Here is an 18,096-nt window from a genome sequence, read left to right on the forward strand (position 1 = left end):
ACCGACGCTCCGATGACGACCTCCTGACTCGACATCGCTCGAAAGTGATCGGCCCGTGCCTGCATCCCCGCCCTCCGAGGCCCCGCGCGACGTCTCCCGTCTCGCCTCGCTCGACGCTCTGCTCTTCGATCTCGACGGGGTGCTGACACCGACCGCCGAGGTGCACATGCGCGCCTGGTCGCGGCTGTTCACCGAGTACTTCGAACCCCGAGGGCTCGCGCCGTACACCGAGGTCGACTACTTCGAGCACGTCGACGGCCGCCCGCGCTACGACGGCGTGCGCGCCATGCTGGCCGCCCGAGGCGTCACCCTGCCCGAGGGGTCGGACGACGACGGGCCCGACGTCGAGACCGTGCGCGGTCTCGGCAACCGCAAGAACGCCGCCTTCGCGGCGAAGCTCGACGAGAACGGGGTCGCCCCGTACCCGGGGTCGGTCGAGCTCCTCGACCGGGCGATCGCGCTCGGCATCCGCGTCGCCGTCGTCTCGAGCTCGCGCAACGCCGTGCCGGTGCTCGAGGCCGCCGGTCTCCGCGACCGCTTCGACGTCATCGTCGACGGCGTCGTCGCCGCGGCGGAGGGCATCACGGGCAAGCCGGCCCCCGACACCTACCTCGAGGGCGCCCGCCGTCTCGGGCTGACCGCCGCCGACTGCGTCGTCGTCGAAGACGCCCAGTCGGGCGTCGAGGCCGGTCGTCGCGGGGCCTTCGGCCTCGTGCTCGGAGTCGACCGCGGCACGGGGGCGCAGACCCTGCTCGACTTCGGGGCCGACGTCGTCGTCGACGACCTCGCCGAGGTCGTCGGGAGCCTCGGTTCGTCGCGGACGCGGGCCGACGCGCCCTCGGACCCACCGCCTCCTCGGATCGCTCCGAACACCGACCACGACATCAGCACCAGCCCGCGAGAGGACCAGCCGTGAACCACATCACGTCCGACCCGCTCGACCGCCGCCGGTTCCCGGTCGACGAGTGGGCCCTGATCGAAGACGAGTACCACCAGGGCGACGAGGGTCGCACCGAGACGGTGTTCGCGGTCGGCAACGGCTACCTGGGTCTCCGCGGCAATCCCGACGAGGGGCGCGGCGGGCACTCGTTCGGCACGTTCATCAACGGGTTCCACGAGACGTGGCCCATCCGCCACGCCGAAGAGGCCTTCGGGTTCGCGCGGGTCGGTCAGACCATCGTCAACGTGCCCGACGCCAAGGTGATCCGCCTCTACGTCGACGACGAGCCGTTCGTGCTGTTCGAGGCCGACATCCTCCGGCACTGCCGCCGCCTCGACTTCCGCGACGGCGTGCTCGTCCGCGAGATCGAATGGCGCACCCCCTCGGGCAAGCAGGTGCTCGTCACCAGCCGCCGCCTGGTGTCGTTCGAGGAGCGTCACCTCGCCGTCATCCAGTACGAGGTGACGGTGCTCGACGCCGACGCGTCGCTGCTGATCTCGAGTCAGATCCTCAACCGCCAGGACATGGGCGACGAGTACCACGCCGGGATGCGCGCGGCGGCGGACGCCTTCGATCCGCGACGGGCCGAGTCGTTCGACGACCGGGTGCTGCAGCCCGAGCTCCGGCGCAACGGCGGGTCGCGCGCCATCCTCGGCTACCGCACCACCAACTCGGGCATGACCCTCGCCGTCGGCGCCGACCACGTGCTCGAGACCGAGAACGGCTGGGACGAGTCGTCGCAGATCGACGACGACATCGCGAAGCACGTCTACCGGGTGCGCGCCAAGGCCGGTCAGAAGGTCACGCTGACCAAGACCGTCGCCTACCACACGTCGCGCGGAGTGCCGCCGCGCGAACTGGCCGACCGCTGCGACCGCACCCTCGACCGCATCGCCGACCAGCCCATCGAGAACGTCTTCGCCGAGCAGCGCGCCTGGCTCGACGACTACTGGGCCCGCAGCGACGTCGAGGTCGCCGGTCAGCCCGAGGTGCAGCAGGCCATCCGCTGGAACCTCTTCCAGCTGGCGCAGGCGACGGCCCGCACCGACGGCCAGGGCATCGCCGCGAAGGGCGTCACCGGCTCGGGTTACGGCGGGCACTACTTCTGGGACACCGAGATCTACGTGCTGCCGTTCCTGACCTACACGTCGCCGAACGTGGCCCGCAACGCGCTGCGGTTCCGGCTCGGGATGCTCGACGCGGCACGCGACCGCGCCGTCGAGCTGAATCAGCGCGGGGCGCTGTTCCCCTGGCGCACGATCAACGGCCTCGAGTCGTCGGCGTACTACGCCGCCGGCACCGCGCAGTACCACATCGACGCCGACATCTCGCATGCCCTCAGTCAGTACGTGCAGGCGTCGGGCGACCAGGACTTCCTCGAGCGGGGCGCCGTCGACATCCTCGTCGAGACCGCCCGGCTCTGGGCCGACCTCGGCTTCTGGCGGTCGAACGGCGATCAGCGGTTCCACATCGACGGCGTCACCGGGCCCGACGAGTACACGACCGTCGTCGACGACAACCTGTACACGAACGTCATGGCCCGCGCGAACCTCCGGGCCGCCGTCCGCACGGTCACCTGGCTGGCCAAGGAGTCGCCGGCCGCCTACGACCGGCTCGTGGCGCGCCTCCGGCTCGAGGACCACGAGGTCGACGGCTGGAGCCTCGCCGCCGAGGCCATGCACATCCCCTACGACGAGCACCGCGGCATCCACCCTCAGGACGCGCAGTTCCTCGACAAGGAGCTCTGGGACCTCGACGCCACGCCCGAGAACAAGCGCCCCCTGCTGCTGCACTACCACCCGCTCGTGATTTACCGCTTCCAGGTGCTGAAGCAGGCCGACGTCGTGCTGGCGCTCTACCTGCAGGGCGACGAGTTCACCGCCGAGCAGAAGCTGCGCGACTTCGAGTACTACGACGCGCTGACGACCGGCGACTCGACCCTCTCGGGCGTCGTGCAGTCGATCGTCGCGGCCGAGGTGGGGCACCACCAGCTGTCGCAGCAGTACTTCCTGTCGTCGCTCTTCGTCGACCTCGCCGATCTGCACAACAACACCTCCGACGGGGTGCACGTCGCCTCGACCGGGGGCATCTGGAGCGCGCTCGTCAACGGGTACGGCGGCATGCGCGACTGGCTCGGCCGCTTCAGCTTCGACCCGCGTCTGCCCGGCGAGTGGACCGAGCTCACGTTCCGGGTGCAGATCAGGGGCAGCCGCGTGCGCGTCGACCTGGCCCAGCACGAGATCGTCTTCACGATCGAGACCGGCGGCGAGGTCGAGCTGTGGGTGCGCGAGCAGGGCTTCACGGTCACGCCCGAGGCGCCGGTGCGCATCGCGCTCGACGACCAGGGGCCGCGCATCACGACCAAGGTGCCGACGACGAACGACCTGCGCGGGCTGATGCGCGCCGACGGGTCGGTCATCACGGCGTCGATCCCGACGATCAGCGTGGACCGGTACGAGACGGACGACGAGGCGGGCGCCTAGGCGCCGCCTGCTGACGGGCGGCGCCTGCTGACGGGCGGCGCCGCGGCGGGGGTGCGGGCTCGTGATCGTGATCGTGCTCGTGTGTGCGCGTGCGCGGGTGCGTGGGTGGTCAGAAGATGTCCTTCGCGGCGCGCGGAAGGGCATTTTCCGACCACTCGAGCTCGGGGGTGGGCGTCAGTCGGGCGCTATGCGCGGGCGTGAGGGTCGCCGGGTGCGTGGGTGGTCGGAAGATGTCCTTCGTGGCGCGCGGAAGGGCGGTTTCTGACCACTCGAGTCGCGAGGCGGGTCGCCGGGTGCGTGGGCGGTCAGAAAGTGTCTTTCGTGGCGCGCGGAAGGACGTTTTCTGACCACTGAAGCTTGGGGGCGGGCGTCAGCCGGGTGGTGTGCGCGGGCGTCCGCGTCGCCGGGTGCGTCAGTGGTCAGAACATGTCCTTCGCGGCGAGCGGAAGGGCGGTTTCCGACCACTCGAGCCAGGGCGGGCCGCAGGCTCGCTCAGAAGGGGCCGGCGGCCGCGGCCAGCGCCTCGAAGAGGGCGGTCGCATCGTCGTCGCGACGCTTGACCGAGGCGCCGATCGTCCCCGTCGGCGGCCGCAGCTCGCCATCGACGCGCGTTCCGCCGTCGACCGCCGTGAACGTCAGCCGGAACGCGACGTCACCGGTCGCCGTCGCCGACCGGCGAGACAGCACGGCCCCGTCGTCGTCGACACTGGTCACGGTGAACGACGGGCTGGTCTGCACCGCCCGGCGCACCAGCGCGGGGACCATCGTCGGAGGAAGACCGAGCACCAAGGAGGCGCGGGTCAGCTCCGCATCTCCCCGCTCGACCCGAGGACCCTTGGACTCGCGAGAGCTGCTCATGCGCACAATCTAGCGCGAGCGCTCCCCGCCGCCACCTCCGCTCCATGATGTGCTTCGCTCAGAGAGCCGCTCCTCCCCATGAACCTCGTTCGCGAAGATGAACCGCGATAGATCGCGGTTCATCTTCGCGAACGCGGTTCATCGCCACCCGCCGGGCCGCACCCCGCGCGCCGCACCCCGCGCGCCGCGCCGGGCCGCACCCCGCGCGCCGCGCCGGGCCGCGCCCCGCGCGCCGCACCCCGCGCGCCCCGCCGGGCCGCACCCCGCGCGCCGCGCCGGGCCGCACCCCGCCCGCCGGGCCGCACCCCGCCCGGCGGACTAGCGTCGCGCGCATGGCCTCCGAATCGACGACCCTGCGGGTGGGCGACCGCGACGTCCGGGTCAGCAGCCCCTCCCGGGTGCTCTGGCCCGACCTCGGCGTCACGAAGCTCGACCTCGCCCGCTACCTCGTCGAGGTGGGCGCGCCGTTCGTCGAGGCGAACGGCGACCGCCCCATCTCGCTGCAGCGTTTCGGCGGCGACGTCGACGGCGACCAGTACTTCTCGAAGAACCCGCCGCGCGGCACCCCCGACCACGTCCGCGCCGTCGAGGTCACGTATCCGAGCGGGCGCGTCCACCCGCAGCTCGTGATCGACGAGCCCGCCGCGGCCGTCTGGGCCGCGCAGATGAACACCCTCGTCTTCCATCCGTGGGCGTCGCGCGCCGGGCAGCCCGATCTGCCCGACCAGCTGCGCATCGACCTCGATCCGCAGCCGGGCACGGGGTTCGACGACGCCGTCCGCGCCGCTCTCGACCTCCGCGAGGTGCTCGCCGAGGCGGGGCTGACCGCCTTCGTCAAGACGAGCGGCAACCGCGGGCTGCACGTCTTCGCGCCGATCGAGCCCGAGCACGAGTTCCTCGTGGTGCGGCACGCTGTGATCGCCGCCGCCCGCGAGCTCGAGCGTCGCGCCCCCGACCGCATCACCACCGCCTGGTGGAAGGAGCAGCGCGGCGAGCGCATCTTCGTCGACTACAACCAGGCCAATCGCGACCGGACCATGGCGGGAGCCTGGTCGCCTCGGGCGCTGCCCCGCGCCTCCGTCTCGCTGCCCGTCGGCTGGGACGATCTGCCGACCGTCGACCCGGCCGAGCACACCGTGCTGACGGTGCCCGACCGGCTGCAGCGGCTGGGCGACCCGTGGGCGGGCATGCACGACAGCCCGGGCCGCATCGACACCCTGCTCGGCTGGTGGGAGCGCGACGTCGCCGACGGTCTCGGCGAGCTGCCGTTCCCGCCCGACTTCCCGAAGATGCCGGGCGAGCCGCCCCGCGTGCAGCCCAGTCGCGCCCGCACGTCCGCCGCCGACTGACCCGCCCGCTACGGAGCCGAGGAGGCGCGGGTCGCCGACCGAGGAGGCGCGCGGAGCCGAGGAGGCGCGGGTCGCCAGCCGAGGAGGCGCGCGGAGCCGAGGAGGCGCGGCGCGCCTACCCGAGCACGTCGCCGAGGTCGTACGCGGCCGGCACCTCGAGCTGGTCGAAGCCGCACGAGCGGGCGTCGCGATCGGGCCGCCAGCGGGCGAACTGCACCGTGTGGCGGAACCGCGACCCCTCCATCTGGTCGTAGCGGACCTCGACGACCCGCTCGGGCCGGAGCGGCACGTACGAGACGTCCTTGCCCGACGAGAACCGGCTCCGCTCCGTCTCGGCGTGCGACACGCCGCCGTCGGCGTCGCGGGCCACGAGGGGTTCCAGCTCGGCGACGAGCTCGAGGCGACGGGCGTCGGAGAACGCCGACGCGCCTCCCACGTTCCTCAGCTCGCCCTCGGCGTCGTACAGCCCGAGCAGCAGCGATCCGACACCGGCTCCGCTCTTGTGCACCCGGTAGCCGAGCACGACGACGTCGGCCGTGCGGTGGTGCTTGATCTTCAGCATGGTGCGCTTGCCGGGGGAGTACGGGGCGTCGAGGGGCTTCGCGACGACCCCGTCGAGCCCGGCGCCCTCGAACTCGGCGAGCCAGCGGCGGGCGAGACCGACGTCGTCGGTGGTGCGGCTGACGTGCAGCGGCCCGGTTCCGTCCCCTCCGCCGACGGTCTCGACCAGCAGGGCGCGTCGTTCGCCGAAGGGCGCGTCGACGAGCTCGCGGTCCCCGAGGGCCAGCAGGTCGAAGGCCACGAAGAGGGCGGGGGTCTCGACCGACAGGGTGGCGACCCGGGACTCCGCGGGGTGGATCCGCGCACCGAGCGCCTCCCAGTCGAGCCGCTCGCGACCCGGCTCGCCGGTGCGGACGACGATCTCGCCGTCGAGCACGCACGGACCGGGCAGCAGCTCGGCGAGCGACGCGACCAGCTCGGGGAAGTACCGGGTCAGCGTCTTCGAGCCGCGGCTGCCGATCTCGATCTCGAGGGCGGGGCGGTCGGTCTCGCCGCGCGGGGCGCCGGGTTCGGTCGCTCCGCCGGGCTGCTCCGCGTCGCGGTGGCGGGCGTAGACGATGCCGCGGAAGCCGTCCCACTTCGGCTCGTACGACAACCCGCCCGGCACCGAGTCGGGCTCGGGCACCTCGGCGATGGCCTTCGCGAGCATCGGCACGACGGGATGAGCGGCGTCGGGGATCATGACCCGAGTGTGCTCCGGTCGCGCACCTAAGGTGAGGGGATGAAGACCCTGCACTACGCCGGCGCCCGCCTGACCGTGACCGACGAGCTCGCCGAGACGCTGCTCGCCGCCTCGATGGAGTTCGCCGACGACGACCGCACGTTCCGCGTGCCCGTCGCCTGCCGCATCGAGGGGCGCTCCGAGATCGCCCAGCTGGTGCTCGGGCCCGGCATCCCGCTGCTCGTCGTCGACGCCCCCGACGCCGAGGCCGACGCCGGTGACCCGCCCGGCTCGGAGTCGGCCGTCGCGCTGATCGTCGAGCTGATGGAGAGCCTCGTCGGCGACGACGACTGACCGCGGCGCGGCTGCGCGGAGGCGACTCCCCGGAGGCGCGGCCTAGCCTGGCACCATGTCCGTGCGTCTGGAGTCCCCGCCCCGTCCCGCCGGCGTCGGGATGACGACCCGCGCCTCCTCGGCCTGGGCCGCTCTAGCCGGTGTCGTGTCGGTGGCGGCTTTCCTCGCGTCGGCCGAGGCCGTGGCGTGGGTCACCGGGGCCGGTGGCAGCCCGCTGTTCGGCGTGGGCTCGGCCGCGATCGACCTGGCCCCCGCGGCCGTCAAGAACCTGATGGTGTCGCTGTTCGGCACCGGCGACAAGGTGGCCCTCTTCGTGCTGATGGGCGTGCTGCTCGTCGCGATCACCGCGGGGGCCGGCGTGCTCGAGCATCGCCGCCCGCCCGGCGGCAAGATCGTCTTCGGCATCGGCGGGGTCGTCGCGCTCGTCGCCGTGCTGACCCGGGCCGACAGCACCTCGCTCGACGGCGCCCCGACGGCCGTCGGCACCGTCGTGTCGCTGGTCGTCCTCTCCGCTCTGATGACGCGCCTGCACCGCTGGGAGGCCTCGACCGAGCCGGGCTGGGCCGCGGCGACCGTGCCCGCGCCGCCGCTGCGCGGCCCCGGGCTCGAGCGCCGCGGGTTCCTCGTCATGGCGATCGCCGTGGGTGCGGCGTCCGTCGTCGTCGGCACCGGCGCCCGTCTGGTGAACGCGACCCGGGCGAACGTCGGGGCGCTCCGCGACGCCCTGACCCTGCCCGCGCCGGCGCAGGCCGCTCCCACGGTACCCGCCGGCGCCTCCCTCGACGTCGAGGGCATCACGCCGTACGTCACCCCGAACGCCGACTTCTACCGCATCGACACCGCCTTGCAGGTGCCCTCGATCGACCCGGCCGAGTGGAGTCTGCGGATCCACGGTCTCGTCGACCGCGAGATCGAGATCTCGTTCGACGAGCTGCTCGCCCTGCCCCTCGAAGAGCACTACGCGACCCTCAGCTGCGTGTCGAACGAGGTCGGCGGCGACCTGATCGGCACGGCGCTCTGGCTCGGCTACCCGATCCGCGCCCTGCTCGAGCGGGCCGGTCCGCAGAGCGGCGCCGACATGGTGCTCTCGACCAGCAGCGACGGGTTCACCGCGGGCACGCCGCTGTCCGTGCTGGTCGACGACGGGACCGACGCGATCCTGGCCGTGGGGATGAACGGCGAGCCCCTGCCTCAGCAGCACGGGTTCCCGGTGCGGATGGTCGTGCCCGGGCTGTTCGGCTACGTCTCGGCGACGAAGTGGGTCGTCGACCTCGAGGTCACCCGGTTCGCCGACACCGAGGGCTACTGGACGCCGCGCGGCTGGGACGCCCTCGGGCCGGTCAAGCTGGAGTCGCGAATCGATACGCCGAAGGCGGGCGCGTCGGTCGACGCCGGCCGGGTGCCGATCGCCGGGGTGGCCTGGCATCCGCACACGGGGGTCTCGGGCGTCGAGGTGCGGATCGACGGCGGGGCCTGGGTCGCCGCCGAGCTCGCCGAGTCGGTCTCGGCCGACACCTGGGTGCAGTGGGTCCATCGCTGGGACGCCACGCCGGGCGACCACACCGTGCAGGTGCGGGCCACGGGTGCCGACGGCGTCACGCAGTCGGAGACGCCGCTGCCCCCGGCCCCGAACGGCGCCGAGGGCTGGGACGAGCACACGATCACCGTGCGCTGACCGCGCCGGGACGTCACTCGGGCCGGGGCGTCACTCGCGCCCGCGCGTCGCTCCCGCCTGCTGGTCACCGGCGCCCGAGCCACCGGTACGTGCTCTCGGGCCGGCCGGGCGAGCCGTAGCGCTGGTCGCGGCGCACGAGGCCGGCGGTCTCGAGGTGCTCGAGGTAGCGGCGCGCCGTGACGCGCGAGACCCCCGTCGACCCGGCCAGCGCCTCCGCGGTCCACGGGTCGGGTCCGCCGCGCAGCACCGCGACGATCCGGTCGAGCGTGGTGGGCGAGAGGCCCTTGCCGAGCGCGGGCGTCGTCGTGCGGAGGGTAGCGAGCCCCGCGTCGACGTCGCCCTGGGTCACGAGTCCGCCGTCGGGCGTCAGCGACGATCGGAACGTGCGGTACCCCTCGAGGCGCTCGGCGAACGTCGCGAAGGTGAACGGCTTGATCAGGTACTGCACGATGCCGAGCGAGACGGCGGCGCGGACGACCTGGACGTCTCGCACGGCGGTGACCGCGATCACGTCGACGGTGGACCCCGCGGCGCGCAGTGCCCGGCAGAGGGCGATGCCGTGCGTGTCGGGCAGGTTCATGTCGAGCAGCACGAGGTCGATCGAGGGGTCGTCGCGGAGCCGCTCGAGGGCCTCGCGCCCGTCGCGGGCCGTGGCCGCGACGACGAAGCCGTCGACGCGGCCGACGTAGGCGACATGGGCCTCGGCGGTCAGCGGCTCGTCCTCGACGACGAGCACGCGGACATCCGCGGCGAGGGCTGCGGGCCCGGGCCCCGAGGAGGCGCGGGTCATCGTCGCCCACCCCCGTCGTCGATCGTCGCGGCCGCGTCGGCGGTCGCGACGTCCGAGAACCGCACCGAGAAGACGGTCCCGTCGGCGCCCGTGGTCACCGTGATGCCGCCGCCGGAGCGTGAGACCGCCTGCCGCACGAGCGCCAGCCCGACGCCCCGACCGGTGCTGCCGGGCTCCTTCGTGCTGAAGCCGCGGTGGAACGCCTGCTCGACGTCGCCGAGCCCCGTCCCGTCGTCGGCGACCGTGAAGACGACGGCGCCACCGAGCTCGCCGCTCTCGCCCTGCTCGCGTCGCGCCGTGATCCGCACGGTGCCGGCGGCGGCGTCGAGGGCGTTGTCGAGCAGGTTGCCGAGCACCGTCACGAGGTCGCGCGGCTCGACGTCGACGGTGCCGAGGGCGGGGTCGACGTCGATCACGAGGTCGACGCCGCGCTCGCGCGCCTGGGCGGACTTGCCGAGCAGCAGCGCCGCGAGCGCCGGCTCGGCGACGGACGAGACGAGGCTGTCGGCGAGTCGCTGGTCGACGTCGAGCCCGGTGGCCGCGAACCGCAGGGCCTCGTCGCCGCGACCGAGCTCGATCAGCGAGACGATCGTGTGCAGCCGGTTCGAGAACTCGTGCGTCTGCGAGCGCAGCGCGTCGGCGAGCGTCCGCATCGTCTCGACCTCGTCGGCGAGGTCGGTCAGCTCGGTGCGGTCCCGCAGCGTGGTCACCGTGCCGAGGGTGCGTGCCGGGACGACGCGACCCGCGCCTCCTCGGCCCGCGGTCCCGGTGTGCTGCTGGTTGACGACCAGGACGCGCTCGTCGGTCACGTGCACCTCGTCGACGGCGACGCGTCCCTCGACGAGGAGGCGCGCGAGGGAGTCGGGGAGGTCGAGGCTCTCGAGGGACACCGGCCGGTCGACCCCGCCCGGCGGCAGACCGAGCAGCTCGGCCGCCTGGTCGTTGCAGAGGGTGAGGCGACCGCGTCCGTCGACGAGCAGCAGGCCCTCGCGAACGGAGTGGAGGACGCCCTCGTAGTAGTCGAAGAGCCGGCCGAGCTCCTCCGGGCCACGGCCCCTCGTCACCCGACGGAGGTAGCGGCTGAGCAGCCATGAGGCGAGGGCGCCGATCAGCACGGTCGCGAGGGCGGCCGTGAGCACCAGCGTCAGTCGCTGCTCGAGGGTGTCGGCGATCGCCGACACGGTGACCCCGGCCGCGACGAGGGCGACGACCTCGCCGTCGGGGCCGAGCACGGGGACGACGGCCCGCACCGACGGGCCGAGCGTGCCCGTGTAGGTCTCGGTGAACGAGCGCCCGGCGAGCGCGGGCTCGATCGTGCCGACGAACGGCCGACCGATCTCGGCGGCGTCCGGGTGCGTGAGGCGGGTGCGGTCGGGGCTCATGATCGTGACGAAGTCGGTCGACGTGTCGCGCATGAGGTCGAGGGCGTAGGGCTGGAGGCGCGCACTCGGATCGGTCGTCGTCAGCGCGTCGAGCACGAACGGGTTGTCGGCGATCCCGGTGGCGAGCGCGAGGCAGGCGCGGGCGGCGGAGGAGTCGGCGTCGGTGCGCGCCGAACGGATCGTCCACACCGTCGCGAGGGCGGCGATCAGCACGATGACGACGACCTGCAGGGCGAACAGGCGCGCGGCGATGCTCCACCGGGGGTGGGGTCGGGTCATCGGGTGGCTCCTCGTCGAGTCGGGCGAAGCGGGGTCGTGCTGCACCGGTTCGTGCGGTGCGGGCCCGCGCGAGCCGGCGTGACCAGTATGACCAGAACCTCGACCGGGGCCGGACCGCACGTCAGGCTCGCCCGAACGCACTCCGCAGACCGTCGACGACGACGTCGACCGGACATGAGAACGAGGAAGTCCCCATGGCTAGGACGCACAAGGGCGCCGACACGCCCGCCCCCGGTGGCAGCACGACACCGTCGACACCCGCGGCGGGCGGCGGGCGGACGCGCCGTCGCATCGACCGCTCGCACTGGCTCTACATCGCCGTCATCGTCGCGGTCGCGGCCGGCATCCTCGTCGGTCTCACGGCGCCCGAGGTGGCCGTGCAGCTGAAGCCCATCGGCACGGCGTTCGTCTCGCTCATCTCGATGATGATCGCCCCCGTCATCTTCTGCACCATCGTGCTCGGCGTCGGGTCGATCGCGAAGGCGGCGACGGTGGGCAAGGTCGGCGGCCTGGCCCTCGGCTACTTCATCGCGATGTCGACCTTCGCGCTCGGGATCGGCCTCGTGGTCGGCAACCTCGTGCACCCGGGCGAGGGTCTGATGGTCGGCTCGACCGGCTACGAGGCCCCCGCGTCGGAGGAGGCCGGCGGCACCGCGGGGTTCCTGCTCGGCATCATCCCCGAGACCCTGGTGTCGTCGCTGACGTCGGGCTCGATCCTCCAGACGCTCTTCGTGGCCCTGCTCGTCGGGTTCGCGCTGCAGCGGATGGGCACGCGCGGCGCCACCATCCTCGAGGGGGTCCGCAACCTGCAGGTGCTCGTCTTCCGCATCCTCGCGATGATCATGTGGGTCGCGCCGATCGGCGCCTTCGGGGCCATCGCCGCGGTCGTCGGCGAGACCGGCGTCGCCGCGATCATCGCGCTCGGCACCCTGATGATCGCCTTCTACATCACCTGCATCGTGTTCGTCGCGGTGGTGCTCGGCTCGATCCTCAAGCTCGTCACCGGGGTCAACATCTTCCGGCTGATGAGGTACCTCGGTCGCGAGTACCTGCTGATCGTCTCGACCTCGTCGAGCGAGGTCGCCCTGCCCCGCCTCATCGCCAAGATGGAGCACCTGGGCGTCTCGAAGCCGGTCGTCGGCATCACGGTGCCCACCGGGTACTCGTTCAACCTCGACGGCACGGCCATCTACCTGACGATGGCGTCGCTGTTCATCGCCAACGCCATGGGCACGCCGCTCAGCGTCGGCGAGCAGATCTCGCTGCTGCTGTTCATGATGATCGCCTCGAAGGGCGCCGCCGGGGTCACCGGCGCCGGCATCGCCACGCTGGCGGGCGGGCTGCAGGCTCACCGTCCCGACCTGGTCGACGGCGTCGGCGTGATCGTCGGCATCGACCGGTTCATGTCCGAGGCCCGCGCGCTGACGAACTTCACCGGCAACGCGGTCGCGACCGTGCTCGTCGGCACCTGGACGAAGCAGATCGACGCCGAGCGCGTCGAGACGGTGCTGTCCGGTCGGGCGCCCTTCGACGAGGCGACGATGAACGCCGACGGGCACGGCTCGTCCGACAGCGCGGTCGATGACGCCGCCGCCGCGGGTGAGGCGCCCTCCGCCGCCGCGGTCGCGGCCGACGCGGAGAGCAGCACCCGCCGCTGAGACCTCCCGTGGCCGTGCGTGGGGCACGGCCATGGGAGCGGGCGTACCGTCGCCGAGGAGGCGCGGTGCGAGCCCGCGGTCACCGACGACCGAGAGCGTGCCGCCCCCAGATCGGAAGAACCATGCTCGCCGGACGCCTGACCGTCACCACCCGCACGTTCGAGGTCGTCGAGGTGCCCACCCCCGACGCCGGCCCCGGAGAGGTCCGCATCGCCGTGGCCGCCGCCGGGGTCTGCCTGTCGGACGTCCACCTCATCCAGGGGTCGCTGACACCGCTCCACCTGCCGGGCGACACCGTCACCCTCGGTCACGAGGTCGCGGGGACGATCGACCAGGTCGGCGACGGGGTCGCGCACCTCGCGGTCGGCGATCGCGTCCTGCTGCAGGCCGGCCAGGAGGACGACGGGCGGGTCCTCACCCGCGGCGTCGACTACGACGGCGGCTGGGCCGAGTACGCGGTCGCCCGGGCCGACACGGTCGTCCCCCTCCCCGACGGGCTCCCGTTCGAGCAGGCCTGCTTCATCCCCGACGCCGTCTCGACCCCGTGGGCCGCCCTCACCACCACGGCCGACACGAGGCCCGGCACGGCCGTCGGCGTCTGGGGCGTCGGCGGACTCGGCGCCCACGCCGTGCAGCTGCTCGCCCTCATCGGAGCCGCCCCGATCATCGCCGTCGACCCGCTGCCGCAGGCGCGGGAGCGGGCCCTCGCCTTCGGCGCCGATCTCGCCCTCGACCCCGCCGACCCCGACTTCGCGCAGCAGCTCGGACAGGCCACGCGGGGCGCCGGTCTCGCACGCGCCTTCGACTTCGCCGGGGTGCCCGCCGTCCGCGAGCAGGCCATCGCCTGCCTCGGCTACCGCGGCAGACTCACCCTCGTGGGTCTGACCGACAAGCCGATCACGATCTCCGACGGAACGAAGTTCAGCTACCTGCAGCAGCAGGTGCTCGGGCACTACGGGTCGGAGCCCGCCGACGTCACGACGCTCGTCGCCCTCGCCGGGCAGGGCCGCCTCGACTTCTCGCGGTCCGTCAGCGCCACCGTCCCCCTCGCCGAGGCGGCCCGCGCCGTCGAGATGCTGGAGCGCAAAGAGGGTGACCCGATCCGGATCGTGCTGGTCCCGTGACCGGCTCGAACCGCGCCTCCTCGGCGGGCGTGCCGTCGGGTGAGCCGCTGCCCGGGCACGTCGACGTGCTCGTCGTCGGAGCAGGGCTGTCCGGCGTCGGAATGGCCGCGCGGCTGCTGCGCGACTTCCCGCGGCGCACCCTCGCCGTGGTCGAGGCCCGCCAGGCGATGGGCGGCACCTGGGATCTCTTCCGCTACCCCGGCGTGCGCTCCGACAGCGACATGTCCACCCTCGGCTACGCGGACCGCCCCTGGCGCGACCGCCGCTCGATCGCCCCCGGCGCGGCCATCCGCGACTACGTGCGCGACACCGCCGACGAGACCGGGGTCGCCGAGCGCGTGCGCTACGGGCACCGGGTCGTGGCCGCCGACTGGTCGTCCGCCGACGCCCGCTGGACGGTCGAGATCGACGTCACCGCGCCTCCCGCGGGGGGCGCCGGGGGAGCCTCGGACGGTTCCGCCGATTCCGCCGACCAGGCCCCGGGCATCCGCCGCATCACGGTGACCTGCGGCGTGCTCGTCGCCTGCTCGGGCTACTACCGCTACGACGAGGGCTACACGCCGACCTTCACCGGCCAGCTGGACTTCGCCGGCACCCTCGTGCACCCGCAGCACTGGCCCGCCGACCTCGACGTCACCGGCAGACGGGTCGTCGTCATCGGGTCGGGTGCGACCGCGATCACCCTCGTGCCGGCGCTCGCCGAGCAGGCCGAGCACGTGACGATGCTGCAGCGCTCGCCGACGTACGTGCTGTCGCTGCCGTCCGAGCGGAAGCGGCCGCGGCCCTGGCGGCGACTGCTGCCGCGGTCGGTCGACGATCGGCTCGTCCGGTGGCGGAGCGTCGGCATGGCGCTGCTGAGCTACCAGGCGAGCCGGAGATCGCCCGAGCGGATGAAGGCGTTCCTCCGGTCGGGCGTCGAACGTCGCCTTCCCGAGGGGTTCGACGTCGACCGGCACTTCCAGCCGAGCTACGACCCGTGGGATCAGCGTCTGTGCATCACCCCGGACGGCGCGCTGTTCCGTGCGCTGCGGTCGGGGTCGGCGTCGATCGTGACCGACGGCGTCGAGCGGTTCGTGCCCGAGGGCGTGGCGGTCGAGGGGCGTGACGGGCAGGAGGCGCGGGTCGTGCCCGCGGACGTCGTCGTCACCGCGACGGGGCTGAACCTGCTGCTGTTCGGCGGCATGCGCCTGTCGGTGGACGGGGTGGTGGTCGACCCGGCGACGAAGCTGACGTACAAGGGGTTCATGCTGGCGGACGTGCCGAACTTCGCTTTCGCGATCGGGTACACGAACGCGTCGTGGACGCTGAAGATCGATCTGGTCGGCCGGTACCTGTCGCGGCTGCTCCGGCACCTGGACCGCCGGGGCCTGCGGTGGGCGATGCCGACGGCGCCCCGGCGCACCGGTCGGACGATGCCGTTGATCGATCTGTCGAGCGGGTACGTCGCACGGGGCGAGCACCTGCTGCCCCGCCAGGGCGGGCGTGCTCCGTGGCGGATGCACCAGAACTACCCGCGCGACGTGTGGGCCATGCGGTTCAGCTCGCTGACGCGCGACGGCATGCGCTTCGGGCGGTGATGCGGCGGCGGTGACGGGGTCTCCCGTGATGGCAGGCCGCCGGTCGCTCGTGCGATCGGCGGGCGACATCGGCGGCCCGGTGGTCAGCCGACGATCGCGAGTCCGAACGGCAGCACGGCGGGCGCCCCTGCGCGCCGCAGCTCGCGGCCGGCGACGGTGAGCGTCCAGCGGCTGTCGACGAGGTCGTCGACGAGCAGCACCGGGCCCTGCACGCCGGCCAGGGCGGCGGCCAGCTCGGGGCCGACCTCGAACGACTGCCAGACATCGGCGAGTCGATAGACGCTGTTGCCGCCCTGGCCCCGCCCCGCGGACGGACGGGTGGGAGTGAGCGCCCCGAGCAGGGGGAGTCGCCCGACGGTGCTGATGGCCTCGGCGAGCGAGCCGACGAGCAGCGGTCGCGACGCCGACGGCATGGCCACCACGCCGACGGGTCGTTCGGCCCAGGGCCATTCGCGCAGCACGCGCACGACGCCGTCAAGCAGGTTCTTCGACAGGGGGGCGTCGGGGGTCGACGGCGCGAAGACCTCGCGCAGCGTCGTGCCCCAGCCCAGATCGGTCAGCCGTGCGAGGGCCCGGCCCTGCTCGACGCGCTCGCCATCGGGGAGCTTGCCCTTGACGGGCACCCCGGCCCGATCGGCGCCTGTGGGCCACTGCGCGCGGGGCTCGATCTCGACGCCGACCCGGTCGAGCGACGACGTGGCCGAGGTGGCGGCCTCACCGCTGATGTCGGTCGGGTACCAGGCGCCGGCGCAGACGTCGCACCGCCCGCACGGCTTCGCGTCGGGGTCGTCGAGATCGGTCTGCAGCATCTGCATGCGGCAGGTGGTGGCGTGCTGGTAGTCGAGCATCGACTGCTGCTCGGCCACGCGGGCGGTCGCGATGCGGTCGTAGCGCTCGGCGTCGTACACCCAGGGCTGCCCGGTGCTCACCCACCCGCCCTGGACCCGACGGACGGCCCCGTCGACGTCGAGCACCTTGAGCATCAGCTCGAGGGGGGTGCGTTTGATGTCGACCCGTGCCTCGAGTGCGGGGGTCGACAGCGGGGTCTCGGTCAACTCGGCCAGCACGGCGGAGGCCCTGGCCTCGGACGGCATCGAGGCCGTCGCGAAGTACTGCCAGATCTCGGCGTCTTCGCTGCCGGGCAGCAGAAGGACGTCGGCGTTGTCGGTGGCCCGACCGGCTCGACCGATCTGCTGGTAGTACGCCACGGGCGACGACGGCGCCCCGAGGTGGATGACGAACCCGAGGTCGGGCTTGTCGAACCCCATGCCGAGGGCGCTGGTCGCGACGAGGGCCTTGAGGTCGTTGTCTTTCAGCCGCTGCTCGAGCTGCTCGCGCTCTTCGGGGTCGGTGCGCCCCGAGTACGAGCGGACGTCGTGGCCGGCCTCGCGCAGCAGCCGTGCTGTGTCGTCGGCGGCCGAGATGGTCAGCGTGTAGATGATGCCGCTGCCCGGGAGGTCGGCGAGATGGCTCAGCAGCCAGCCGAGCCGGTCGCGCGAGGTGGGCAGCTGCAGCACCCCCAGCCGCAGGGAGGCGCGCGCCAGCGACCCGCGGATGGTCAGCACGTCGTCGCCCGGCCCCACCGCCAGCTGCTCGGCCACGTCGGCGACGACCCGGGCGTTGGCGGTCGCCGTGGTCGCGAGGACGGGGACGCCGTTCGGCAGCGTGCGGATGAGCTCGGCGAGACGGCGGTAGTCGGGCCGGAAGTCGTGGCCCCAGTCGGAGATGCAGTGCGCCTCGTCGACGACGAGCATGCCGAGTCGGGCGATCAGCACGGGCAGCTGCTCGTCTCGGAACCTCGGGTTGTTGAGGCGCTCGGGCGAGACGAGGAGCACGTCGATCTCGTCGTCGACGAGCTGCTGCTGCACGTCGGACCACTCGTGGGCGTTGGCGGAGTTCACGGCGACGGCCCTGACCCCGGCCCGCGCAGCGGCCGCGACCTGGTCGCGCATCAGGGCGAGGAGGGGGAGACGAGCAGCGTCGGCCCGGTGCCGCGACGACGGAGCAGCAGCGTGGCGATGAAGTAGACCGCCGACTTGCCCCACCCCGTTCGCTGCACGACGAGAGCACGGCGCCGGTCGGCGACGAGGGCGCGGATCGCCTCGAGCTGACCGTCGTGGAACACCGCGTCGTCGCGACCCGTGAGAGCCCTGAGCAGGTCGAGGGCCTCGGCGTCGATGTCGGTCGTCGTGCTCGTCGAAGTCATGCCGTCATGGTGTCAGACGCCACCGACAGTGCCGGGCTCTCGTCGGGTGCCGGCACCGCGCCTCCTCGGCGGGATCGTCTGGGGAGGGACGACCGGGCCGGGAGTGCTCGGGCTGTTCTGGGCGGATGGCGAGCTGCGGGCGTCGCTTCGGCGTGCCGAACCCGACCGGCGGGCATCGCGTCGGCGTGCCGAATCCGAC

At 73.1% G+C, this 18,096-nt stretch carries 12 protein-coding genes and 1 pseudogene; 8 read left to right on the forward strand and 5 right to left on the reverse strand.

Translation table 11 applies throughout. From position 1 onward, the window contains the following. Positions 1-55 precede the first annotated feature (55 nt). Positions 56-916 carry an HAD family hydrolase gene (locus ACZZY9_RS00435; RefSeq protein WP_463462571.1) on the forward strand — a complete coding sequence of 287 codons (861 nt, stop codon included), beginning with the start codon at positions 56-58 and terminating at the stop codon, positions 914-916. Beyond that, positions 913-3,423 (forward strand): glycoside hydrolase family 65 protein, encoded by a 2,511-nt coding sequence (locus ACZZY9_RS00440; RefSeq protein ID WP_192060503.1) that lies wholly within the window; start codon positions 913-915, stop codon positions 3,421-3,423. The genes ACZZY9_RS00435 and ACZZY9_RS00440 overlap by 4 nt, the downstream gene beginning before the upstream one ends. Before the next feature lie 492 nt (positions 3,424-3,915). Here the strand turns inward: ACZZY9_RS00440 and ACZZY9_RS00445 are convergent, their stop codons facing one another. Continuing rightward, the gene (locus ACZZY9_RS00445; protein WP_192060502.1) at positions 3,916-4,281 is read right to left on the reverse strand and encodes a hypothetical protein; all 366 of its coding nucleotides are present in this window, start codon (positions 4,279-4,281) and stop codon (positions 3,916-3,918) included. A gap of 332 nt (positions 4,282-4,613) precedes the next feature. Here ACZZY9_RS00445 and ligD point away from each other — a divergent pair, with 332 nt between their 5' ends. Further along, positions 4,614-5,630, forward strand: a complete 1,017-nt coding sequence (ligD, locus tag ACZZY9_RS00450; protein ID WP_463462572.1) for a non-homologous end-joining DNA ligase — start codon at positions 4,614-4,616, stop codon at positions 5,628-5,630. A 115-nt stretch (positions 5,631-5,745) separates the two neighbouring features. Here ligD and ACZZY9_RS00455 read toward each other — a convergent pair whose 3' ends face one another. Beyond that, entirely contained in the window at positions 5,746-6,873 is a 1,128-nt protein-coding gene (locus tag ACZZY9_RS00455) for an ATP-dependent DNA ligase (RefSeq protein WP_463462573.1), read from the reverse strand. 39 nt (positions 6,874-6,912) lie between these two features. Between ACZZY9_RS00455 and ACZZY9_RS00460 the strand changes: the two genes are divergently transcribed. Both ACZZY9_RS00460 and ACZZY9_RS00465 read left to right on the forward strand, forming a co-directional pair. Then, positions 6,913-7,206 (forward strand): hypothetical protein, encoded by a 294-nt coding sequence (locus tag ACZZY9_RS00460; RefSeq protein ID WP_192060500.1) that lies wholly within the window; start codon positions 6,913-6,915, stop codon positions 7,204-7,206. Positions 7,207-7,261: 55 nt separating this feature from the next. Further along, on the forward strand, positions 7,262-8,881 hold the full coding sequence (locus ACZZY9_RS00465; protein WP_463462574.1) for a molybdopterin-dependent oxidoreductase: 1,620 nt from the start codon (positions 7,262-7,264) through the stop codon (positions 8,879-8,881). Between the two features lie 64 nt (positions 8,882-8,945). Here ACZZY9_RS00465 and ACZZY9_RS00470 read toward each other — a convergent pair whose 3' ends face one another. Together ACZZY9_RS00470 and ACZZY9_RS00475 are read right to left on the reverse strand one after the other, a co-directional pair. Next, entirely contained in the window at positions 8,946-9,671 is a 726-nt protein-coding gene (locus ACZZY9_RS00470; RefSeq protein ID WP_463462575.1) for a response regulator, read from the reverse strand. Further along, on the reverse strand, positions 9,668-11,332 hold the full coding sequence (locus ACZZY9_RS00475) for an ATP-binding protein (protein WP_463462576.1): 1,665 nt from the start codon (positions 11,330-11,332) through the stop codon (positions 9,668-9,670). Before ACZZY9_RS00475 ends, ACZZY9_RS00470 begins: the two co-directional genes overlap by 4 nt. A gap of 194 nt (positions 11,333-11,526) precedes the next feature. Between ACZZY9_RS00475 and ACZZY9_RS00480 the strand changes: the two genes are divergently transcribed. From ACZZY9_RS00480 to ACZZY9_RS00490, 3 genes are all read left to right on the forward strand, one after another. Continuing rightward, positions 11,527-12,990, forward strand: coding sequence for a cation:dicarboxylate symporter family transporter (locus tag ACZZY9_RS00480; RefSeq protein WP_463462577.1), 1,464 nt, complete (start codon positions 11,527-11,529; stop codon positions 12,988-12,990). A gap of 122 nt (positions 12,991-13,112) precedes the next feature. After that, the gene (locus tag ACZZY9_RS00485) at positions 13,113-14,114 is read left to right on the forward strand and encodes a zinc-binding dehydrogenase (protein WP_463462578.1); all 1,002 of its coding nucleotides are present in this window, start codon (positions 13,113-13,115) and stop codon (positions 14,112-14,114) included. After that, the gene (locus ACZZY9_RS00490) at positions 14,111-15,691 is read left to right on the forward strand and encodes a flavin-containing monooxygenase (protein WP_463462579.1); all 1,581 of its coding nucleotides are present in this window, start codon (positions 14,111-14,113) and stop codon (positions 15,689-15,691) included. The genes ACZZY9_RS00485 and ACZZY9_RS00490 overlap by 4 nt, the downstream gene beginning before the upstream one ends. A gap of 83 nt (positions 15,692-15,774) precedes the next feature. Here the strand turns inward: ACZZY9_RS00490 and ACZZY9_RS00495 are convergent. Then, positions 15,775-17,897, reverse strand: a pseudogene (locus tag ACZZY9_RS00495) (RecQ family ATP-dependent DNA helicase). Positions 17,898-18,096 lie beyond the last annotated feature (199 nt).

It is taken from the genome of Frigoribacterium sp. AC394 (genome assembly GCF_979258095.1).

Excerpts from the sequence above, each read along its gene's own strand:
- ACZZY9_RS00445 (WP_192060502.1), bottom strand. The coding sequence starts at position 4,281 with ATGAGCAGCTCTCGCGAGTCCAAGGGTCCTCGGGTCGAGCGGGGAGAT.
- ligD (WP_463462572.1), top strand. The coding sequence starts at position 4,614 with ATGGCCTCCGAATCGACGACCCTGCGGGTGGGCGACCGCGACGTCCGG.
- ACZZY9_RS00455 (WP_463462573.1), bottom strand. The coding sequence starts at position 6,873 with ATGATCCCCGACGCCGCTCATCCCGTCGTGCCGATGCTCGCGAAGGCC.
- ACZZY9_RS00460 (WP_192060500.1), top strand. The coding sequence starts at position 6,913 with ATGAAGACCCTGCACTACGCCGGCGCCCGCCTGACCGTGACCGACGAG.
- ACZZY9_RS00465 (WP_463462574.1), top strand. The coding sequence starts at position 7,262 with ATGTCCGTGCGTCTGGAGTCCCCGCCCCGTCCCGCCGGCGTCGGGATG.
- ACZZY9_RS00470 (WP_463462575.1), bottom strand. The coding sequence starts at position 9,671 with ATGACCCGCGCCTCCTCGGGGCCCGGGCCCGCAGCCCTCGCCGCGGAT.
- ACZZY9_RS00475 (WP_463462576.1), bottom strand. The coding sequence starts at position 11,332 with ATGACCCGACCCCACCCCCGGTGGAGCATCGCCGCGCGCCTGTTCGCC.
- ACZZY9_RS00480 (WP_463462577.1), top strand. The coding sequence starts at position 11,527 with ATGGCTAGGACGCACAAGGGCGCCGACACGCCCGCCCCCGGTGGCAGC.
- ACZZY9_RS00485 (WP_463462578.1), top strand. The coding sequence starts at position 13,113 with ATGCTCGCCGGACGCCTGACCGTCACCACCCGCACGTTCGAGGTCGTC.